16 protein-coding genes are annotated in these 18,775 nt (G+C 73.4%); 10 read left to right on the top strand and 6 right to left on the bottom strand.

The genetic code is table 11. The annotated features are described in order from the left end of the window. Window positions 1-29 precede the first annotated feature (29 nt). Genes epsC through ACIPXM_RS31900 form a run of 3 tightly spaced genes read left to right on the top strand, consistent with a single transcriptional unit; the run spans window position 30 to window position 3,017 of the window. Window positions 30-758: a serine O-acetyltransferase EpsC gene (epsC, locus tag ACIPXM_RS31910; RefSeq protein WP_401662732.1), complete on the top strand. Its 729-nt coding sequence runs from the start codon at window positions 30-32 to the stop codon at window positions 756-758. Window positions 759-807: 49 nt separating this feature from the next. Further along, window positions 808-1,770, top strand: coding sequence for a PLP-dependent cysteine synthase family protein (locus tag ACIPXM_RS31905; RefSeq protein ID WP_401662730.1), 963 nt, complete (start codon window positions 808-810; stop codon window positions 1,768-1,770). After that, the gene (locus ACIPXM_RS31900) at window positions 1,767-3,017 is read left to right on the top strand and encodes a NikS protein (RefSeq protein WP_401662728.1); all 1,251 of its coding nucleotides are present in this window, start codon (window positions 1,767-1,769) and stop codon (window positions 3,015-3,017) included. Before ACIPXM_RS31905 ends, ACIPXM_RS31900 begins: the two co-directional genes overlap by 4 nt. 112 nt (window positions 3,018-3,129) lie before the next feature. Here ACIPXM_RS31900 and ACIPXM_RS31895 read toward each other — a convergent pair whose 3' ends face one another. Then, complete coding sequence (locus ACIPXM_RS31895) at window positions 3,130-4,623, bottom strand: MFS transporter (protein ID WP_401662726.1); 1,494 nt, start codon at window positions 4,621-4,623, stop codon at window positions 3,130-3,132. A gap of 225 nt (window positions 4,624-4,848) precedes the next feature. Here ACIPXM_RS31895 and ACIPXM_RS31890 point away from each other — a divergent pair, with 225 nt between their 5' ends. The 4 genes from ACIPXM_RS31890 (at window position 4,849) to cmdF (ending at window position 10,337) form a co-directional block, all read left to right on the top strand. After that, on the top strand, window positions 4,849-6,078 hold the full coding sequence (locus ACIPXM_RS31890) for a cytochrome P450 (protein ID WP_401662724.1): 1,230 nt from the start codon (window positions 4,849-4,851) through the stop codon (window positions 6,076-6,078). Between the two features lie 49 nt (window positions 6,079-6,127). Beyond that, complete coding sequence (locus tag ACIPXM_RS31885) at window positions 6,128-7,159, top strand: FkbO/Hyg5 family chorismatase (RefSeq protein WP_401662722.1); 1,032 nt, start codon at window positions 6,128-6,130, stop codon at window positions 7,157-7,159. Next, entirely contained in the window at window positions 7,156-8,640 is a 1,485-nt protein-coding gene (locus ACIPXM_RS31880; RefSeq protein ID WP_401662720.1) for a class I adenylate-forming enzyme family protein, read from the top strand. Before ACIPXM_RS31885 ends, ACIPXM_RS31880 begins: the two co-directional genes overlap by 4 nt. 83 nt (window positions 8,641-8,723) lie before the next feature. Further along, a complete protein-coding gene (cmdF, locus tag ACIPXM_RS31875; protein ID WP_401662718.1) occupies window positions 8,724-10,337 on the top strand; it encodes a tyrosine 2,3-aminomutase in 1,614 nt (537 codons plus the stop codon). A 72-nt stretch (window positions 10,338-10,409) separates the two neighbouring features. Here cmdF and ACIPXM_RS31870 read toward each other — a convergent pair whose 3' ends face one another. From ACIPXM_RS31870 to tgmA, 3 genes are read right to left on the bottom strand one after another with little or no spacing between them, the layout of a single operon-like run. After that, a complete protein-coding gene (locus ACIPXM_RS31870) occupies window positions 10,410-11,594 on the bottom strand; it encodes a methyltransferase domain-containing protein (RefSeq protein WP_401662716.1) in 1,185 nt (394 codons plus the stop codon). Next, window positions 11,591-12,556 (bottom strand): ATP-grasp ribosomal peptide maturase, encoded by a 966-nt coding sequence (gene tgmB, locus ACIPXM_RS31865; protein WP_401662714.1) that lies wholly within the window; start codon window positions 12,554-12,556, stop codon window positions 11,591-11,593. Before tgmB ends, ACIPXM_RS31870 begins: the two co-directional genes overlap by 4 nt. A gap of 5 nt (window positions 12,557-12,561) precedes the next feature. After that, on the bottom strand, window positions 12,562-12,870 hold the full coding sequence (gene tgmA / locus ACIPXM_RS31860) for a putative ATP-grasp-modified RiPP (RefSeq protein ID WP_401662712.1): 309 nt from the start codon (window positions 12,868-12,870) through the stop codon (window positions 12,562-12,564). A 300-nt stretch (window positions 12,871-13,170) separates the two neighbouring features. On the opposite strand from tgmA, the gene ACIPXM_RS31855 reads away from it, so the two are divergent. Both ACIPXM_RS31855 and ACIPXM_RS31850 read left to right on the top strand, forming a co-directional pair. Further along, entirely contained in the window at window positions 13,171-13,917 is a 747-nt protein-coding gene (locus ACIPXM_RS31855; RefSeq protein ID WP_401662710.1) for a DUF6879 family protein, read from the top strand. 12 nt (window positions 13,918-13,929) lie between these two features. Next, entirely contained in the window at window positions 13,930-14,778 is an 849-nt protein-coding gene (locus tag ACIPXM_RS31850; RefSeq protein ID WP_401662708.1) for a helix-turn-helix domain-containing protein, read from the top strand. A gap of 76 nt (window positions 14,779-14,854) precedes the next feature. Here the strand turns inward: ACIPXM_RS31850 and ACIPXM_RS31845 are convergent, their stop codons facing one another. Next, window positions 14,855-16,429 (bottom strand): MFS transporter, encoded by a 1,575-nt coding sequence (locus ACIPXM_RS31845; protein WP_401662706.1) that lies wholly within the window; start codon window positions 16,427-16,429, stop codon window positions 14,855-14,857. A gap of 290 nt (window positions 16,430-16,719) precedes the next feature. Between ACIPXM_RS31845 and ACIPXM_RS31840 the strand changes: the two genes are divergently transcribed. Further along, window positions 16,720-17,166 carry an enediyne antibiotic chromoprotein gene (locus tag ACIPXM_RS31840; protein WP_401662704.1) on the top strand — a complete coding sequence of 149 codons (447 nt, stop codon included), beginning with the start codon at window positions 16,720-16,722 and terminating at the stop codon, window positions 17,164-17,166. Between the two features lie 201 nt (window positions 17,167-17,367). On the opposite strand, the gene ACIPXM_RS31835 is transcribed toward ACIPXM_RS31840, so the two are convergent. Next, a complete protein-coding gene (locus ACIPXM_RS31835) occupies window positions 17,368-18,753 on the bottom strand; it encodes an FAD-dependent oxidoreductase (RefSeq protein ID WP_401662702.1) in 1,386 nt (461 codons plus the stop codon). Between the last annotated feature and the right edge of the window lie 22 nt (window positions 18,754-18,775).

Raw genomic sequence — 18,775 nt, 5'->3', positions numbered from 1 at the left:
CGCGGGCCGCGCCGAAAGGAGTCGACCGCATGCCCGAGGAACTGGGACTGCTGCGGACCCTGGCCGAGGACCTCTCCGTCGTCGTCGCCCGGGACCCGTCCCTCACCAGCCGCCGCGAGGCGCTCGGCCACACCGGCCTGTCCGCCGTGTGGGCCCACCGGGTGTCCCACCGGCTCTACCACCGAGGTCTGCGCACCACCGCCCGGACGATCTCCCGGATCTCCCGGCGCCGGACCGGGGTGGAGATCCATCCCGGCACGGTGCTCGGCCGCCGGGTGTTCATCGACCACGGCGCGGCCGTGGTGATCGGTCAGACCGCCGTCGTCGGCGACGACGTGACGATCTACCAGCAGGTGACGCTCGGCGCGGTGGGCTGGTGGGCCGACAACCAGCGCCCGCCGGGCGCCCGCCGCCACCCGGTGATCGGCGACGGCGTGATCCTCGGCGCGAACGCGACCGTGCTCGGTCCCGTGACGATCGGCGACCACGCCCTGATCGGGGCGATGGCCACCGTCACCGAGGACCTGCCGCCGGGCGCCCGGGTGTACGCGGCGCGCTCCGTGGTCCGCCCGGCGCCGGGCCCCCGGGCCGTACCGGACACCCCGCCCGGCCCCGGCGCCCCGCTCGACTCCGACGCGCCGCCCGGCTCCGACGCGCCGCCCGGCGGCGCGCCCCGCACCGCCCCCCGCACCGCCCGCCCGTCGGCCGGTACCGCCACCGACCCCGTACGGGCCCTCGCCTCGGCGGGTTCCTGGTGACCCGTCCCCCCGACCTTCCCCCTCCCCCCTCCCCCACTGGAGCCCTCTGGTGACCACCGACCTCCTCATCGCACCCCCCGGGCGGCGCGTCGCCGCCCGGATCGAAGAACTCATCGGCAACACCCCGCTGGTCCGCCTCGCCGTCCCGGACGCCGCGCCCGGCACCGAGGTGCTCGCCAAGATCGAGTCCGCGAACCCGTTCGCCAGCAGCAAGGACCGGGCCGCGCTCGCCATGCTGCACGGCGCCGAGCAGCGCGGCGATCTCCCGCCCGGCGGCACGGTGATCGAGTCGACCTCCGGCAACACCGGGATCGCGCTCGCCGCCCTGTGCGCCGTGCGCGGCTACCGCTGCCTCGTCGTGCTGCCCGACAGCGCCACCCCGGAGCGGGTCGGACTGCTGGCCGCGCTCGGCGCCGAAGTGGTCCGGACGCCCAGCGCCGACGGATTCCCCGCGGCCATCGCCAAGGCCGAGGAGATCGAGGCCGCCACACCCGGCTCCTGGTACATGCGCCAGCACGAGAACCCCGACAACGTGCGCGCCCACTACGAGTCCACCGGCCCCGAGATCTGGGCGGACACCGGCGGCCGGGTCGACGTCCTGGTCGCCGGGATCGGCACCGGCGGCACCCTGACCGGCGCCGGACGCTTCCTGCGCGAGCGCTCCCCGTCCGTGGAGATCGTCGCGGTGGAGCCGGCGGGCTCGCCGGTGCTCTCCCAGGGGTACGGGGGCAGCCACCGGATCCCCGGTCTGAACGGCGGCTTCGTCTCCCCCGCCACCGACATCGAGCTCATCGACCGGGTGCTGACCTGCTCCGACGACGACGCGCTCGCCACCTCCCGGGCGCTCACCAAGGAACAGGCCGTGTTCGCCGGGGTGTCGGCGGGCGCCGCCGTGCACGGCGCGCTCCGGCTCGCCCGGGACCCCGCCTACGCGGGCCGCACCATCGTCGTGATCCTGCCGGACACCGGCGAACGCTACGTCAGCATCTGGAACGAAGGGACCTCCGCATGACCACGCTCGTCCTGCACCGCGGCTCGCTGCGCGCCAACCCGTACGAGCGGTGGCTCGCCGACCACGGGGAGAAGATCGTCCTGCTGGGCTCGGCCGAACAGCTCGCCCTGTTCGGCGAGGAACTGCCCACCGAGGCCCCCTACCTGCACGCCGAGGTGCTCACCGACTACGACACCGGCGCCCACGTGGAGCGGCGGGCCGCCGAGCTCATCGAGGAGTTCGGCGTCACCGACGTCGTGGCCTGCCAGGAGTTCGACGTGCTGCGCGCGGCGGCGCTGCGCGAGCGTTTCGGACTGCCGGGCCAGCGGCCCGCGTCGGCCCTCGTCTACCGCGACAAGTGGGAGATGAAGAAGCTCGCCACGGCCGCCGGGATCCCGGTCGCCACCCATGTGCTGCTGCGCTCGGCCGCCGAGCTCGACGCCTTCGCCGACACCCACGGCCTGCCGGTCGTGGTCAAGCCCCGCCTGGGGGTGCTGTCCGTCGGCGTGTCCGTGCTGCGCACCCGCGAGGAGCTCGCCGACTGGGCGCGGGACGCGGAGCTGCTGCGCCCCGACGGCGAGCCGGAGTGGCTGGCCGAGACGTTCGTCGAGGGCTCCATGTGCCACATCGACGGCACCGTCCTGGACGGCCGGATCGCGACGATGTGGCCGTCGCAGTACCAGTACGCGCTGGCCGACTTCCGGGACCGCAAGGGGCGGGTCGACATCGCGCTCGACACCGCCGACCCGCTGGCGCGGCGGCTCGTCGCGTTCGGCGAGCGGATCCTGGCGGCGTTCGGCGGCCCGGAGCACTTCGCCTTCCACATCGAGGTGTTCCACACCACCGACGGCGAACTGGTGCTGTGCGAGGCGGCGTCCCGGGCCGGCGGCGCGGGCGTCCGCGACGTCCAGCGGGCGCTGTTCGGCTTCGACCCGATGGAGTACCCGGTCCGCCGCCAGCTCGGCCTGCCCGCCCCGACCGGCGAGCGCGCCGACCCGGAGCGGCTGGCCGGACAGCTGCTCTTCACCAAGCGGCCCGGTGTCCTCGCCTCGCTGCCCGACCCGGCGACGCTGCCGGAGGGCGTCGTGAAGTACACGACGTACGCGGAGGTCGGCGACACCGTCCAGGACGCCGCGCACTCCGGGGACTTCCTGGCCGCGTTCGTCATCACCGGCGCGGACCGGGCCGAGACGGAGGCCCGGATCCGGACGGCGGAGGCGTGGTTCAAGGCGGGGCTGTGGTTCAGGGCGGAGGCGGGGGACGCCTGACGGGGCGGGGGACGCCGGACGGGGCCCGCTCCGCCGTGTTCCGCCGGGGTCCGCCGCCGTGTTCCGCCGGGGTCCGCCGCCGTGTTCCTCCCGCCGCCCGGACGCCCGTCGGTCAGGACGCCCGCTGCCGCGCGACCGCGACCAGGCGGGCCGCCATGAGCACGGCGAGCACCGCGATGCCGACCTCGGCGACCATCGCCGGGGTGTACCGCAGCGGGGACCCGTCGGACGGCGGGTAGAGCACGATCCCGACGACGGCGATGCCGAGCGCCGCGGCCAGCTGCTGGGTCGTGGCGAGGACGCCCGCTCCGGCTCCGGCGTCCCTGGGCGGCACCCGGCTCATCACGGTGCCGGTGAGCAGCGGGACGATCATGCCGTTGCCCAGTCCGTAGACCGCCATCCCCACCAGGACCAGCGCCAGCGAGGCGCCACCGTCCAGTGCGGTGGCGGCCGGTGCCGCGGCGAGGCCGAGTGCGATCAGCGCGGCGGACAGCACCAGCACGCCGTCGCCGAAGCGGGTGCGCAGCCGTACGGCGATCCGCGAGCCGACGGCGATGGCCACGGCCGCGGGGGTGAACGCGAGGCCCGCCCCGGCCGGGCTCAGACCCGCCTCGTCCTGCAGGTAGAGGGCGAGGACGACGGCGAACGGCACGCTGGCCATGTACAGCAGGAAGTTCAGCAGGACGCCGTGGACGAAGACGGGCACGGCGAACAGGTCCACCGGCAGCAGGGCGAGGCGCCCGGCCCGGATCCGGGCCCGCTGGTACCGCACGAACCCGGCCGCCAGCAGACAGCCCACCACGCACACGGCAAGGCCGCCGGGCAGGAAGGACCACTCCCGGACCGCGGCGAGCGGCAGCAGCACGCACGCCACCGAGACCGCGCTGAGCACGGCGCCCGCGACGTCGGCGCCCTGCCCGCCGAGCGCGGGCCGGTCGGCCTCCAGCACCTTGGGCAGCAGCACGTACACCGCGAGGCACAGCGGCACGGCGATGAGGAAGACCGGACGCCAGCCGAGGCCGAACAGGTCCCACGTCGGCAGGGCCCCGCCGAGGATCTGCCCCGCCACCATGCCCAGACTCATCGACACGGCGAACCAGGACAGCGCCTTCTGCTGCTCCGCGGGCGGGAACTGGGCCCGGATCAGGGCCAGGACCTGCGGCTGGAGCACGGCCGCCGCCGCGCCCTGGGCGAGCCGGGCCGCGATCAGTGACTCGGGCGACCAGGCCAGCGCACAGGCCAGCGTCGTCAGCGCGAAGGCGGCGATGCCCGCCCGGTACACCCGCCGCCTGCCGAACAGGTCGCCGAGCCGGCCGCCGGTGATCAGGCCGAGCCCGTAGACGAGTCCGTACCCCCCGACCACCGCCTGGAACTCGAACGGCGTGAGCCGGAACGACTCGTTGATGGACGGGGCCGCGAGATTGACGCAGAACTGGTCGAACAGCGAGAGGAAGGGACCGATCAGCAGGAGCGCGAGCGCCCGGGTGCGCCGCGCGTCGGCTCCGGGCGGGGCGGCTGCCCCGGCCGCACCGGCCGTGTCGGCCGCACCGGACCGCCGGTCCGCGGTCCGCGTGCCCGGCTTCCCGACGACGAGTTCCTCTGCCATGTGTAGCTGTCCCCTCACGCGTGTCCTGCGGCCGTCCGCGGCCATCCCACGAGCGTTCCGGGGTGCGTGACAAGCGGACTTGGCGAAGTCTTCGCGGGCCGGTGCAACCCCTGAACGCTTGTGCAACTCGCCGTGGACGAGCGCGGGCCGCACCGCACATCCTGCCGACGCAACCAGACGCAGAAAGGCTGTGCGATGGAAAGCGTTCGATCGGCGGCACGCCCCTTGTCCGGCGCCGAAGACGGTCCGGACGGGGCCCGTGAACTCGTCCTGCGCTTCCTCGACGGTGCCGCCCGCGCCGACCCCTACCCCTTGTTGCACCGCATCCGGGCGGCCGGGCCGGTGTGGCTGGACGACGCCACCGTCGTCCTCTCCTCGCGCGCGCACTGCGGGGCCGCGCTGCGGGCGGCGGACACCACGGCGGCCGGCGCCGACGGCTGCCCGGCCGCCTCGGTCCGGCTGCGCCGTGGCCTCGACCGGGCGGCCTCGGCGTGGGACGGACCGGCCCTCGCCCCGCTCGTCGGCCGCCTGGTCGACGACCGGCTCGACTCGGTGGCGGCCCGCGGCCGGCTCGACGTGGTCAGCGATCTCGCCCATCCGGTGCCGCTGGCCGTCCTCTCCCACCTGCTGGGCCTCCCGGCCGCGGACGCGCCGTGGCTGCACCGGCGGGCGATGGCGCTCACCCCGGCACCGGACCACCTGGGCGTCGCGGACCGCGGCGGCATGGCGAACCCCGGCGCCGTGGCGGACGCGGCCGAACGGAACCGCCAGGCGGACGCCGAACTCGCCGCGTACTTCGCCGAAGCCGTGCGCGACCGGCGTCGCCACGGCCACGGCGACGACGTGCTGTCGCTGCTGATCCGGCCGGACGAGCACGGCGAGCGCCTCACCGACGCCGAGGCCGCGGCGGTCGGCCAGACCCTGTTCACGTCCGGCTACGAGCCCACCGCCGCCCTGGTCTCGGCCGGCGTGCTCGCCCTGCTGCGGGCCCCGCACGAGACCGACACCCTGCGCCGCGACCCGGGCCACGCCCGGCACCTGGTGGAGGAGACGCTCCGGCTCGACCCGCCGGTCCAGTTCGTCCGGCGCACCGCCGGAGCGGACCTCGACCTGGACGGTACGACGGTGCCGCGCGGCACCGTCATGGTGCTGCTGCTCGCGGCGGCCCACCGTGACCCGGCGAGCTCCGCCAGCCCCGACGTCTTCGCCCCGGACGGGGCCTCGCCGCACCTGGCCTTCGCCGCCGGGGCGCACGCCTGCCCCGGCGCGCCGTGGGCCCGGCTGGTGGCCACGACCGTACTGGTGCGCTTCGCGCAGCGGGTGCGCGCGCCCCGGTTCGCGCTCGGCAGCCCGTCCTACCGTCCGACCGCCGCGCTGCGCGGACTGCGCGCGCTGTGGGTCGACGCCGACGGCTTCGCCGGCCGGGACCTGCCGTGGCAGCCGCCCACCCGGTGACCTTCTTCGACACCGCCCCTGCCGCGTCCGTCGCGGCGGAAAGGACATCGTGACAGTCAGCCATCCCGGCGCGCCGCCCCTGACGGCCGCGCTGGACTGCCTCTTCGTGACACCCGGCGACGACGAGCGGGAACGCGTCGCCGGTCGCCAGGTGCTCGGCCGGGTCACCTACGGGCAGAGCGGCCGGCCGCCGCTGCTGCACCACGGCGCCCCGCTGGTCCGGATCTCCATGGCCGAACCGGCCGCCGAGCGGATCACCGAGGTGTGGACCACCGACCGGCCGGTGCGTTCCGGCCGGGCCGGGGATCTGGTGTACGCGGAGGACGGGGAGCACTTCTTCTGCGCGGTGCGCATCGACGAGCAGGGCGTCTACCGGGACACCGTTCGCGCGGTGTACGAAGCGGCGTTCTCGCTGATGTGGCGGCTCGGCTACACCGAGCTGCTGCGGATGTGGAACCTCGTCGGAGCCATCACCGGCCCCAATGCCGAGGGCATGGAGAACTACCGGGACTTCTGCGTGGGCCGCGCCGAGGTCTTCGAGGCGTGGGCCGACCGGATCCCCGGCATGCCCGCGGCGACCGGTATCGGGGCCCTGCGCCCCGGCATCGACCTGTACTTCCTGGCCTGCCGCACCGGCCGGGCCCGGCACCTGGAGAACCCGCGGCAGACCCCGGCCCACCGGTATCCGACCCAGTACGGCCCGAAGTCGCCGAGCTTCGCCCGGGCCACGTACCTGGAGCCCGGCGCCGGGGCCCGGCCCGTCCTGTACGTGTCCGGCACGGCCAGCATCATCGGTGACGACACCGTCCACCTCGACGACATCGAGCGTCAGTGCGCCACCACGCTCGCGAACATCGAGGCCCTGATCGGGGCCGAGAACCTCGGCGGACACGGCCTGCCGGGCGGATTCCGGCTGACCGACCTCGACTGCGTCAAGGTCTACGTCCGCGACGCGGAGCACCTGCCCGCCGTACGCGCCCGGTGCGCGGAGGCGTTCCGGCCCGGGGCGGACATCGCCTACTTCAACGTCGACGTCTGCCGTCCCGACCTGCTGGTGGAGATCGAAGGAGTCTGCCGATGACCAACTTCGTCGCACGTCTGGCGGACACGGCGCTGTCCCGGGGCTGGCTGGAGCGCCCCGCGTACTACGTGGACGAGAGCGTGTACCGCTTCGAGGACGTGCTCACCGGCGCGGAGCGGGCCGCCGCCGCGTTCGCCACGCAGGGTCTCGGCCGGGGCTCGCGCATCCTCATCGTCCTTCCCGACGGCATCGACTTCGTCCACGCCTTCCTGGGCGCGCTGCGCATCGGCGCCGTGGCCGTCCCGGTCAACTCCATGTTCCATCCGGACGAGATGGGCCGGGCCGCCGCGATCGCCCGGCCCATGGCCGTGGTGTCCGCTCCCGAGTTCGCTGAGCTGTTCGAAGGTCCCGTGCTCACTCCGCACGCGCTGCGCGGCGACGGCCCGGTGCCGCCGTACGCGCGGGTGACGGACGACACGCCCGCCTTCGCCGCGTTCACCTCCGGCACGACCGGCGGCCCGAAGCTCTGCTTCCACACGCACGGCGACCCGGAGATCCTGACCGCGGCGGCGGGTGCGGCGGTCGGCGTCACCGCGGACGACGTCAGCTACTCGGTGCCGCGGATGAACTTCGCGTACGGCCTCGGCAACTCCCTGTTCTTCCCGCTGCTGACCGGTGGCGCCACGGTGCTCACGCCGCGGCGGCTCGCGCCTGGCGACTCGCTGGCCGTGCTGGAGAAGTACGGCGTGACCGTCTTCTACAGCCAGCCCACCTTCTTCGCCCACATGCTCGGTCACCCGGACGCCCGGCGGGTCCTCGCCCGGCTGCGGGTGGCCGTGGTCGCGGGCGAGGTGCTGCCCGAGTCGCTGGAGAACGAGCTGCGCGGTGTGCTCGGCCCTCGGCTCCTGAACGTCTACGGGACGACGGAGATCGGTCATGCCGTCCTGGCCAACGGCCCCGGCGGGATGCGCGAGTTCACCCTCGGCCGGGCGGTCGCGCCCTACCGGCTGCGGGTCGTCGACGACACGGGCGCCCCGGTCCCGCCGGACGTCGAGGGCCGCCTGGAGGTGTCGGGCCCCACCATCGGTCTGGGCGTCCCGAGCGGTGCCGACGCGCCGGTGCGGCTCTCCGCCGACACCTGGTGGACGACCAGCGACGCCGCGACGATGGACGCCGACGGCTTCGTGCGGGTGTACGGGCGGCTCGACGACGTCGAGATCGTGGGCGGGATCAACGTCCACCCGACGGAGATCGAGGACCGTCTGATGGCGCATCCGGCCGTCGAGGAGGCGGCCGTGTGCGCGGTGCGGCGCGACTCCGGCATCTCCGTGCTGCGCGCCTACGCGGTTCTGCGGCATGCTCGGGACGAGACGGCCGCACAGGCGCTGCGTGACGAACTGCTCGACGCCTGCCGCTCGTCGCTGACCTGGTACAAGGTGCCGGAGGACGTCACCTTCGTCGCCCGGCTGCCCCGCAATCCGACGGGCAAGCTGCTGCGCCGCACCATTCGCGCGCTCGCCGCCGAGGACGCCCTGAGCTGACCGGTGACCCCGGCCCTTCCCCGCCCCGCACGTTCCCGCACCTTCCCGCACTTCCCGCACCCATCTACGCCTGGAGTGAAGCGTTGACCACCGTCGAGACCTCCACCGTGCCCGTCTCCTTCGACGGCCAGACCCTCACCATCGACGCGGTCCGGCGCGTCGCCGAGGAAGGGACGCCGGCCGCCGTCGCCCCCGAGTCGGTCGCGAAGACCGAGCGCAGCCGCGCCATGCTGGAGGACCTGGCCGGGCAGAACATCCCCATCTACGGCGTGACCACCGGTTACGGCGAGATGATCTACATGCAGATCGACAAGTCGAAGGAAGTCGAGCTGCAGACCAACCTGGTGCGCAGCCACAGCTCGGGCGTGGGACCGATATTCGCCGAGGACGAGGCGCGGGCGATCGTGGCGGCCCGGCTGAACACGCTCGCCAAGGGACACTCCGCGGTCCGTCCGGAGATCCTGGAGCGTCTCGCCCTCTACCTGAACCGGGGCATCGTCCCCGCCATCCCCGAGATCGGCTCGCTCGGTGCCAGTGGTGACCTGGTGCCGCTCTCGCACATCGCGAGCACGCTGATCGGTGAGGGCTACGTGCTGCGCGACGGGCGCCGGGTGGAGACCGCCGCGGTGCTGCGCGAGGAGGGCATCGAGCCGCTCCAGCTGCGCTTCAAGGAGGGCCTCGCGCTGATCAACGGCACCTCGGCGATGACCGGTCTCGGTTCGCTGGTGGTGGAGCGCGCCTACGCCCAGACCCGCCAGGCGGAACTGGTCTCCGCGCTGATCAACGACGTGCTGCGCGGATCCGCCAGCCCGTTCCTCGCCGAGGGCCACGACGTCGCCCGGCCGCACCGCGGCCAGATCGACTCCGCCGCCAACATGCGGACGCTGCTCGCGGGCAGCAAGCTGATCGCCGACCACGCGGAACTGCGGCGCCAGGTGCAGGACGTGAAGAAGGACGGCGCGCAGGTCCAGCGCACCGACACCTACCTGCAGAAGGCGTACACGCTGCGGGCCGTCCCGCAGATCCTCGGCGCGGTGCGCGACACCCTGTACCACGCGCAGGACAAGCTGGAGATCGAGCTCAACTCGGCGAACGACAACCCGCTGTTCTTCGAGGGGCAGGAGATCTTCCACGGCGCGAACTTCCACGGCCAGCCGATCGCGTTCGCCATGGACTTCGTGACGATCGCCCTGACCCAGCTCGGCGTCCTGGCGGAGCGCCAGCTGAACCGTCTGCTGAACCGTCACCTCAGCTACGGCCTGCCGGAGTTCCTGGTGGCCGCCGATCCGGGCCTGAACTGTGGCTTCGCGGGCGCGCAGTACCCCGCCACCGCCCTCGTCGCCGAGAACCGCACCATCGGCCCCGCGTCCACCCAGTCCGTGCCGTCCAACGGCGACAACCAGGACGTCGTCAGCATGGGTCTGATCGCCGCCCGCAACAGCCGCCGGGTGCTGGGCAACAACAACCGCATCCTCGCGGTGGAGTTCCTCGCCGCCGCCCAGGCCGTGGACGTCTCGCGCCGGTTCGAGGACCTCAGCCCGGCGTCGCAGGCGACGTACGACGCGGTGCGCTCGCTGGTGCCCACGCTCGGCGTGGACCGGTACATGGCCGACGACATCGAGCTGGTCGCGGCCGCGCTGTCGCGGGGCGAGTTCCTCGCCGCGCTCGGCCGGCACACCGGGATCGAGCTGCGCTGACGCAACGCTCCCCGCGTACGACGAGACGCCCCCACCCGGTGCTGCCGGGCGGGGGCGTCGTCGTACGGGCTGCTAGGTGGTGGGGAGGTTCCATCGGGTGCCGTCCGGGAGGTGCCAGACGTACGCGTGTCCGGCTGCCTCGCGGGCGTACCCGAAGCTGTCGTGCGTGGGGCGGGCGGCGTCGTTCCACCAACGCCAGGTGTCCTCGACCGTGGCCCAGAGCTCGGCTTCGCCGCCATAGGTGACCGTTTCGGACCGCTGCCCGGCGAGGGGGGTACGGGCCCACGATCCGTCGGCCGTCTGGATCTGTAGCGACATGGCTCCGGCGTCGTCGACGTGGTAGACGGTTTCCGCCTTCGGCAGACGGAGCGCGAGCAGCAGACGGAAGGCGTAGTTGCCGCGGATGTCGTCGGCGGTGACCGTCGACGGCCGGGTACCCGTTTCGGCGGCGCGCTCGGGGCGCTGCGGCGCGGGGTAGGTCCGTGCCTCGCCGCGCGCGGCCATGAAGCGCCCGGCGTTGGTCGTGAAGCGGCCGAGGGCGCGGCCCCGCGCGTCGACCTCCAGGCGGACGAGTCCGCCCTCGATGCCGAGGGCGACGTCGGCGACCAGGATCGTGCCGGGCCTGCTCTGCTCGATCCAGGCGGCCGGGATGGACGGCACCGAGCACGTGGCGATGATCCGGTCGAAGCGGCCTACCGGGGAAGAGGTCCGGGTTCCGTCGCCGGTCGTGAGCTGAGGCGTGAAGCCGACGGAAGAGAGAGCGCGCTGCGCCTGGTCGACGAGGGCAGGGTCGATGTCGACGGAGTGCACGAGGTGGCCGCCGAGGCGGGCGCTGAGCAACGCGGCGTTGTAGCCGGTGCCGGTGCCGATCTCGAGGACGCGATGTCCGTCCTCGACGCTGAGGTCTTCGAGCATTCCGGCCATGAGGCTGGGCAGGGTGCTGGACGAGGTGGGAATGCCGGTCCACGCGGTGTCGTCGACCTGCTCGGCGGTGTCGGGGTCGAGGGCGGTCACGAGCGTCTGGTCGCGGTAGACGGCGGCGAGGGCGTCGGCGGTGGCCGCGCCGTGATGCTCCCGCCACACGGTGATGCCCTTGTGGTCGGTCTCCGGCGCGAACCAGCGCGGCACGAACAGGTGTCGTGGCACGTGCCCGAACGCCGCGGCCCACGGGCCCGTTCGGATCGCTCCGGCCGCGGCGAGTTCGTCGGCGAGCGCCGTCATGTAGGGGCGCGCCTGGTCGAGGGGCGGGGCGCTCATGCGGGGACTCCGTTCAGTTCGTCGGCGATGGCCTGAGCGATGTCGAGACCGGTGGCGTGCTGGATCCAGTCCCACTGGCCGCAGGGATTCGCCTCCAGGAACGTCCAGGTGCCGTCAGGGCTGACGATGAAGTCCATGGCGGCGAAGCGCAGCTCGATGGCGCGCATGTAGCGTCGCACGCCCTCGGCGATCCCGGCCGGTGTGGTGCAGGGCCGGTAGGTGAGCGATGCGTAGTCGCTGCGCCAGTCCGTGTGGGCGGCCTCGCTGCCCGCGTGGACCTCGGCGGCGAAGAGACGGTCGCCCACAACGGTGAGGCGTACCTCGTGCGCCTTGGGCACCCACGCTTGGAACAGGTGCGCCGTGGTGTCGATGCCGCGCAGGTCGTCGAGGTCGCCCGCGGTGACGCGGCGGGTGTACACGGTCTTGAGCTGGTCGCCCTCGATGACGACGGGGCTGGCGACCGGTTTGCAGATGACGTCGCCGCCGACGTCGCCGCAGAAGGCGAGGACGGTGTCGGGGCTGTTCGTGATGAGCGTGGGCGGGATGGGCAGTCCGGCCTCTCGCGCGGTGGCGAGCTGGAGGGGCTTGTACTCGGCGCGGGACATGGCGGCCGGGTGGTTGACCCATCGGCAGTCGAGCGCGGTGATGATGCCGCCGAGGCCGGCGCGGGCCTGAGCGGCGGCGAACCGGCGCTCGGGCCCGGACATGGCGGTGGGGAAGGTGAAGGGGTTCGGGGCGCGGTAGTAGACGGCGGAGATGTCCGCGAGGCCGACGGTTCGGCGAGGGGTGGTGAGTCCGCCGGTCCACCCTCGCCGGGCGTCGATGCGCCCGGCGAGGGTGAGTTCCTGCGGAAACTCGGCGGTGTCCATGCGGAACACCTCCGCCCCACCGTCCGTGAGGGCCTTGACGACGCGGTCGGTCGGCCAGTCGTCGCGCGCTGCGATCACGAGTACGGCAGGCATGGGCGTCAGTCCTTCGGGCCCTCGTCGAGCGGCGGCGGGTTGGTGATGTTCCCGTCCGGGACGGTGGGCGTGTGGGTCTGCATGGAGGGGAGCGGGCCGTCGTGGAGACCGACGGACATCTGCGATTCGCTGTCGTAGACGGCCGGCGGTCTCACGATGGCCTGCGTGGCATCGGGGGTCCGGGCGAACCGGAGGACCCACGGGCGGGTCGCCGCGTTGCTCGGCGGTTCGCTGCCGGGTAGGACCCGTGATCCCTCGGGCGCGAGCGGGAATGCTTCCCGCGGGTCCGCAGGGTCCGCGATGGCAGTGGTCATCGGTTGTTCCTCCGGTGTCCGGTCGGCCTCGCGCGGTGCGGCCCACTGCTGGCGGTGCCATGAAGTCCGGGTCCGGCTGCGGGCCGTGGGTGCAGGGTCGGCTCCCGAGTGTGCGGGTCGCCATGTGGCCGACGCTAGGAGCCGGTTGGTGAGGCGGGCGATACCGTGTTCTCGAATGTTCTCGGGGTCGGGCGAGATGATCTCGTCTGGTCGCGCAGCGGGGCGGGTACCTCATGGTGCGGCCCACGGGGACTGTCCATGCTGACCAGGACACCGGTCTCGCCAAGGGGAGGAACGACCATGCGTCGCCTGCGCTTCACCGGAACCGACAGCAAGAACGGCGGCTGTCCGGCCCTTCACGAGGACGTCGACAGTGGCGAGGTCATCGTGCAGGGCAGGCCGCTCACGGACCCGAACGACCTCGACCGGCTCCGGCACTTCGGCCCCGACGACGCGGCGGTCGTCGTGCCGCGCGAGCTGCTCGTCAACCACGCCCCGAAGGAGATGGAGCGCGTGCCGAAGCTGATCAGCCCGGCGGAGTTCGGGCAGCTCTTCTTCGACTTCGAGTACTCCGCGTGGCACCTGGAGACCCGGAGCAGGTACGCCTCCGACGAGGAGGACGAGGGGTACGCCACGTTCGTGGAGACCGGTGCGGCGCCCATGGACCTGGACAGCGACTGGTGCCGGAACATCTCCGCGCAGACCGCGACGGGGAAGTACGTCGGGCGCGTCCGGGTGGTCGACTCCCCGCCGAGCGAAGGCCAGCGGTTCCTGCTGTCCTACGCCCGCTGCAACGCGGCCACCGGCGAAGACGTCCGAGCCGTGTGGCGAGCGGAGGCGGACGCCGCGCTGCTGCCCGCCGAGGACTTCTGGGTCTTCGACTCCCGCCTCGTCGCCGTCCTCCGCTTCGACGACCATGACGTCTTCCACGACGTCGAGATCATCACCGAACCCTCGGAAGTGCTCCGCCACGTCCAGATCCGAGACGCCGCCGTGGCCGTGTCCGTGCCGTACGACGCGTTCGCCGCGCAGCTCGGCGCCGAGTAGCACAGGCCGCCGGTGAGCACGGACTTCCAGCGGGCGCGCGAAGCCCTCGGCATCCGCCTGCGGGAACTCCGCCAGACAGCGCCCGGCGGCCGGCTCACGGGCACTCGGCTGGCCGAACAACTCGGCTGGCCGCACTCGAAGGTGTACAAGCTGGAGGGCGGCCGACAGACCGCCACGAGCGAAGACCTCCGCGCGTGGGCAGAAGGCGTCGGGCAGCCGGACACCCTGCCGGAACTCACCACCAGACTCCGCGGATTCGAGTCCCACATCCGTTCCTGGCGGCGCCAGCTCGCCGCCGGGCACCGGCCGGTGCAAGACACGTGGAACGTGGCCGTCGAGCAGGCCCGGGTGATACACGCCTGGGAGGAGGCGGTGATCCCCGGAATGCTCCAGACAGCCGACTACGCGCGGCACATCTTCCTGCGCTACGCCGAGCTCCAGGGCACCGAGCGGGACACGGAGGACGCCGTCCGGGCCCGAATCCGACGACAGGACTGGCTGTACCGGAGCGGACGGCGCTTCCACGCCTTGGTGTGGGAGGCCGCCCTGCACGCGCAGGTGTGTCCTCCGTCCGTACTCGCCGGCCAGCTGGACCGGCTTGCCGCCACCATCGGCATGGACACCGTCGCGCTCGGGGTGATCCCCCTCGCCGCGCCACTGAGGATCCCGGCGGCGAGCGGGTTCTGGGTCCTCGACGAGCGGCTCGTGATCGCTGAGGACTGGCACTCGGAGTCATGGCTGGACGACGCGGACGTGGTGGCCACCTACCTCCGGGTCTGGCGGACTCTGGCGCGCTCGGCGGTGGTGGGCGCTGATGCGCAGGAGCTGATTCACCGGGTCCGCCGGACCGTGCGCGCGTAGGGGCGTCGCCCCGCAGACACGACGACGCCCCCACCCGGTGCTGCCGGGCGGGGGCGTCCTCGTCGTACCGGGAAGGTCAGGCCGCCAGGGCCTGCTCGTCGGAGGCCGTGGCGTCGGCCGGGGCGTCCTCCTGGCCGATCGGCGGGATGTGGCGCATCTTCACCACGAAGAACGCGCCCGCCACCGCGATGAGGATCGCGCTGACCGTCGCGACGGTGTGGATGCCGTCGGTGAAGGCGGTGCGGACCGGCTCCATCAGGGCGTCGGCGAGCTGCTGGGGCAGCCCCTGAGCGGCGGCCGAGGCGCCGGAGACGCTGTCGCGGGCGGCCTCGGCCGCGTCGGCCGGGATGTTCGCCGGGACGGTGGTGTCCACCGAGTTGCGGTAGACGGTGAGACCCAGGGTGCCGAGCGTGGCGACGCCGAGGGCGGCGCCGAACTCGTTGCTGATCTGGGAGAGCGCGCCGGCCGAACCGGCCTTCTCCGGCGGGACGGTGCCGACGACCATGTTGGTGCCGAGCGCGACGACCGGGGCGCCGCAGAAGGAGAAGACGGCGAAGCCGGCGATCAGGGTGGCGGTACCGGTCTCGGCGTCGAGCTGCGAGAAGATCAGCAGCACCGTGACCACACCGACGATCCCGGCGCCGATGACGTACGCGGGGCGGATCTTGCGGGCGATGATCGGGCAGACCATGAAGGCCACGGTCGCGGCGGCCATGCCGGGCAGCAGGCCGAGGCCGGACTCGATCGGGGTCATCCGCTGGGCGGCCTGGAAGTACTGGGTCATCAGGAGCATGACCGTGCCGCCGATGAGGCTGTACGCGAGCAGGCCGAGCAGCGAGGCGCTGAAGCGGCCGTGCTTGAAGAGGCTCACGTCGAGCAGCGGGGACGCGAGGCCCAGCTGACGGCGGACGAAGAGCACACCGAGGACGACACCGACGACGACGGCGGCGGCGGACAGCGGGCTGAAGCCGTTGCGGGCCATGTCCTTGATGCCGTAGATGACCGGCAGGGTGGTGCCCAGGTTGAGGGCGACGCTCGGCAGGTCGATGCGGCCGGCCTCGGCGTTGGCGGACTCGGGCAGCACCTTCGGGCCCGCGATCAGCAGCAGCACCATGACCGGGACGCCGAGGAGGAAGAGCGAGCCCCACCAGAAGTGCTCGAGCATGACGCCGCCGAGCATCGGGCCGATGATGGCGCCGAGGGTGAAGCAGCTGGCCCACATGCCGATGGCGGCGGCCCGCTGCTTGGCGTCCTGGAACATGGTGGAGATCAGCGCGAGCGTCGACGGGCTGATGGCCGCACCGGCGATGCCCAGCAGGACGCGGGCGGCGATGAGCATGCCCGGGCTGGTGGCGAACGCGGCGAGCAGCGAGGCGCCGCCGAAGGCCGCGCCGCCGATGAGCAGCAGCTTGCGGCGGCCGATGCGGTCGCCGAGGGTGCCCATCGGGATCAGGAAACCGGCGACCAGGAAGCCGTAGATGTCCATGATCCACAGCTGCTCGTTGCTGTTGGCGCCGAGGTCCGCACTCAGGTGCGGCAGCGCGAGAAGGAGGACGAAAACGTCAAGGGCCACGAGCAGGGTGGGAAGGGCGAGAATGCCCAGCCCGATCCACTCCTTCCGCCCGGCCTTGGGAGCACCGCCTGCAGTCATGTGCTTGTTCTTCCCATCGTCGTGTGTGGAGGAGGGCTTCCGCGTCTCATGTGCCTCTGGCCCGCGCGCGCCCGCACCGAGGGTCCCCCGGTGGGTGCCGCCGCCGCATCTCGCAGAATGCCGTTCTGGCCCCCCGAACGAGTGAGTTGCGTGAAGCAACCTCGAAGATGCCGACGATGATCAAGCTCTCCTAATGTCTTCCATGTGGACAGGGCGAGGCGGCCCCACAAGCAACACGCCGGCTCACCCGAAGTCCTTTTCCCCTCACATATGACATGGAGTCAGAAGAAATGATCACCAAGAACAAGCTCGGTCTCGCCACCCGCGTCGTCGCCGCCACCGCCGTCGCCGCCGGTCTCGCGCTCACCGTGTCCCCCGCCGCCTCCGCCGCCGCCGCGGCGCCGGTCGTGGCGGTCTCCCCGGCGTCGGGCCTCGCGGACGGCCAGCAGGTCGCCGTGACCGCCTCCGGCCTGACCCCGAACACGGTCTTCCACCTGGGCCAGTGCACCTTCGTGGAGCCGGGCAAGTACGGCTGTGACGCGGCCACCGCCAAGGACGTCGTCTCGGACGCCCAGGGCAAGATCAACACCACGATCGTGGTCCACAGCTCCTTCACCGCCGTCGTCGGCGCCGACCGCACCCCGTGGGGCACGGTCGACGCCAAGGTCACCCAGACCCAGGTCGGCCTGGGCAGCGACGCGGGCGAGGGCGGCGGCCAGATCGTCTCCTTCAAGTAGTCCCGCCCCGCGCGAGCAGTCCCGCCCCGCGCGGAGCATCCTCTCCGGAGCCCCCGGCACGTCGGCCGCCAGCCGATTGCCGGGGGCTCGGCATGTCCCGGTACGGCGGAGCCCCCCAGCAGGCGGCGGACGCGCGAACGGCACGGACCCACCGGGTCCGTGCCGTTCGCCGTGCGCTGTGCCGCTGTCCCTGCCGGCGGCTCAGCCCGCCGCGGTCGTACCCGGCGCGATGTCGCCCGCGAACCGGCCCCGCGGATCGATCCGGGCCCTGACCCGGTCGACCGCCGCCACCTCGGCCGCGGCCAGGTGGCCCTGCGGCCGGTCCGCCCCCTCGACCAGCGAGGGCACGGTGGTCCCGGCGTTCCACGGGTCCAGCGCCGCGCGCACCACCGAGCAGTGGCGCTCCAGGTCCGCCGGGGTGACCGTGCCGAACGGCGGACCCGAACCCATGTACGCGAAGGGCGCGTCCACCTGGTTCAGCACACCGCCGCGCGGATCGGCGTCCGCGAACGCGCCGCCCAGCTGCCGCAGCGTCGCCACCACCAGCGGCGAGCCCGAACCGGGGCCGACCGCGCCGAGGAACGCCTCGATCGTGTCGTCGCCCAGCTCCCGCAGCAGCAGGTGGTCGCCGACGAACGGGACCGGGTCGGCCGGGTCCATGTGGGCGTCCAGCACCCCGGCGGCGTCGGTGACCGCCCAGGTGTCCATCAGCGGCTCGGCCAGCGCGCGCAGCGGCGCCAGGAGTTCCGCCGCCCGCCGCTCCGCCTCCTCGACCTCGTCCGGCGCACCGGCGAGCACCGCGCCGTCGACGCACAGCACCGGTCCGGCCGCGAGGAACGGCGGCACACCGGGCACCGGCGGCAGGTTCATCACGCGCAGCGTGGTCGTCGCCCGGCGGGGCGCGGTCGCCGCCCAGTCCCGCCAGGCGGCGAGCAGCGGGGCGGCGTGTGCCGCGGGCCAGTAGGTGGCCCCGGTGACCACCCGGGCCACCGGGAACAGCGCGATCTCGACGGCGGTGACGACACCGAAGCCGCCGCCCCCGCCGCGCAGCGCCCACAGCAGTTCGGGCTCGTTCGACGCGTCGGCGCGCACCAGGGTGCCGTCGGCGGTGACGAGTTCGACCGCGCGGACGCTGTTGGCGGCGAGGCCGGTGTGCCGGCCGTAGAAGCTGACGCCGCCGCCGAGCAGGTAGCCGACGACGCCGACGTGACCGGCCGAGCCGTGCGGGGCGGTCAGCCCGTACGGCGCGGCCGCGGCGACGACCTCGCCCCAGGTGGTGCCGGCCGGGATCCGGGCGGTCCGGCGCTCCGGGTCGACGACGACCCCGCCGGTCAGCCGGGTGCGGATCAGCAGCCCGCCGTCGACGGCGGGCCGGGAACCGGCGGCGTGCCCGGTGGTGTGGACGCGGACCGGCAGGTCCCCGCCCGCGGCCTCGCGCACGGCGGCGCGGACCTCGTCGACGGTGCGGACGGTGACGGCCGCGGCGGGCCGCGCCGGGGCGGCCAGGTTGAAGACGGCGGTGGCCTCGTCGTACGCCGGGGTGCCGGGCGCGGCGAACGCCGTGGGCAGGACGTCGTGCTGGTTCATGGTCGGCTTTCCTCGTCCCCTG

The sequence above is a fragment of the Streptomyces sp. NPDC090025 genome (genome assembly GCF_044748125.1).
Lineage (GTDB): Bacteria > Actinomycetota > Actinomycetes > Streptomycetales > Streptomycetaceae > Streptomyces.
The sequence above is the reverse complement of the archived record's forward strand: the minus strand, read 5'-3'. Positions and strand labels throughout refer to the sequence as shown.

Coding starts and splice junctions, on each gene's coding strand:
- epsC (WP_401662732.1), top strand. CDS start 30: ATGCCCGAGGAACTGGGACTGCTGCGGACCCTGGCCGAGGACCTCTCC.
- ACIPXM_RS31900 (WP_401662728.1), top strand. CDS start 1,767: ATGACCACGCTCGTCCTGCACCGCGGCTCGCTGCGCGCCAACCCGTAC.
- ACIPXM_RS31895 (WP_401662726.1), bottom strand. CDS start 4,623: ATGGCAGAGGAACTCGTCGTCGGGAAGCCGGGCACGCGGACCGCGGAC.
- ACIPXM_RS31880 (WP_401662720.1), top strand. CDS start 7,156: ATGACCAACTTCGTCGCACGTCTGGCGGACACGGCGCTGTCCCGGGGC.
- ACIPXM_RS31870 (WP_401662716.1), bottom strand. CDS start 11,594: ATGAGCGCCCCGCCCCTCGACCAGGCGCGCCCCTACATGACGGCGCTC.
- tgmB (WP_401662714.1), bottom strand. CDS start 12,556: ATGCCTGCCGTACTCGTGATCGCAGCGCGCGACGACTGGCCGACCGAC.
- tgmA (WP_401662712.1), bottom strand. CDS start 12,870: ATGACCACTGCCATCGCGGACCCTGCGGACCCGCGGGAAGCATTCCCG.
- ACIPXM_RS31855 (WP_401662710.1), top strand. CDS start 13,171: ATGCGTCGCCTGCGCTTCACCGGAACCGACAGCAAGAACGGCGGCTGT.
- ACIPXM_RS31845 (WP_401662706.1), bottom strand. CDS start 16,429: ATGACTGCAGGCGGTGCTCCCAAGGCCGGGCGGAAGGAGTGGATCGGG.
- ACIPXM_RS31840 (WP_401662704.1), top strand. CDS start 16,720: ATGATCACCAAGAACAAGCTCGGTCTCGCCACCCGCGTCGTCGCCGCC.
- ACIPXM_RS31835 (WP_401662702.1), bottom strand. CDS start 18,753: ATGAACCAGCACGACGTCCTGCCCACGGCGTTCGCCGCGCCCGGCACC.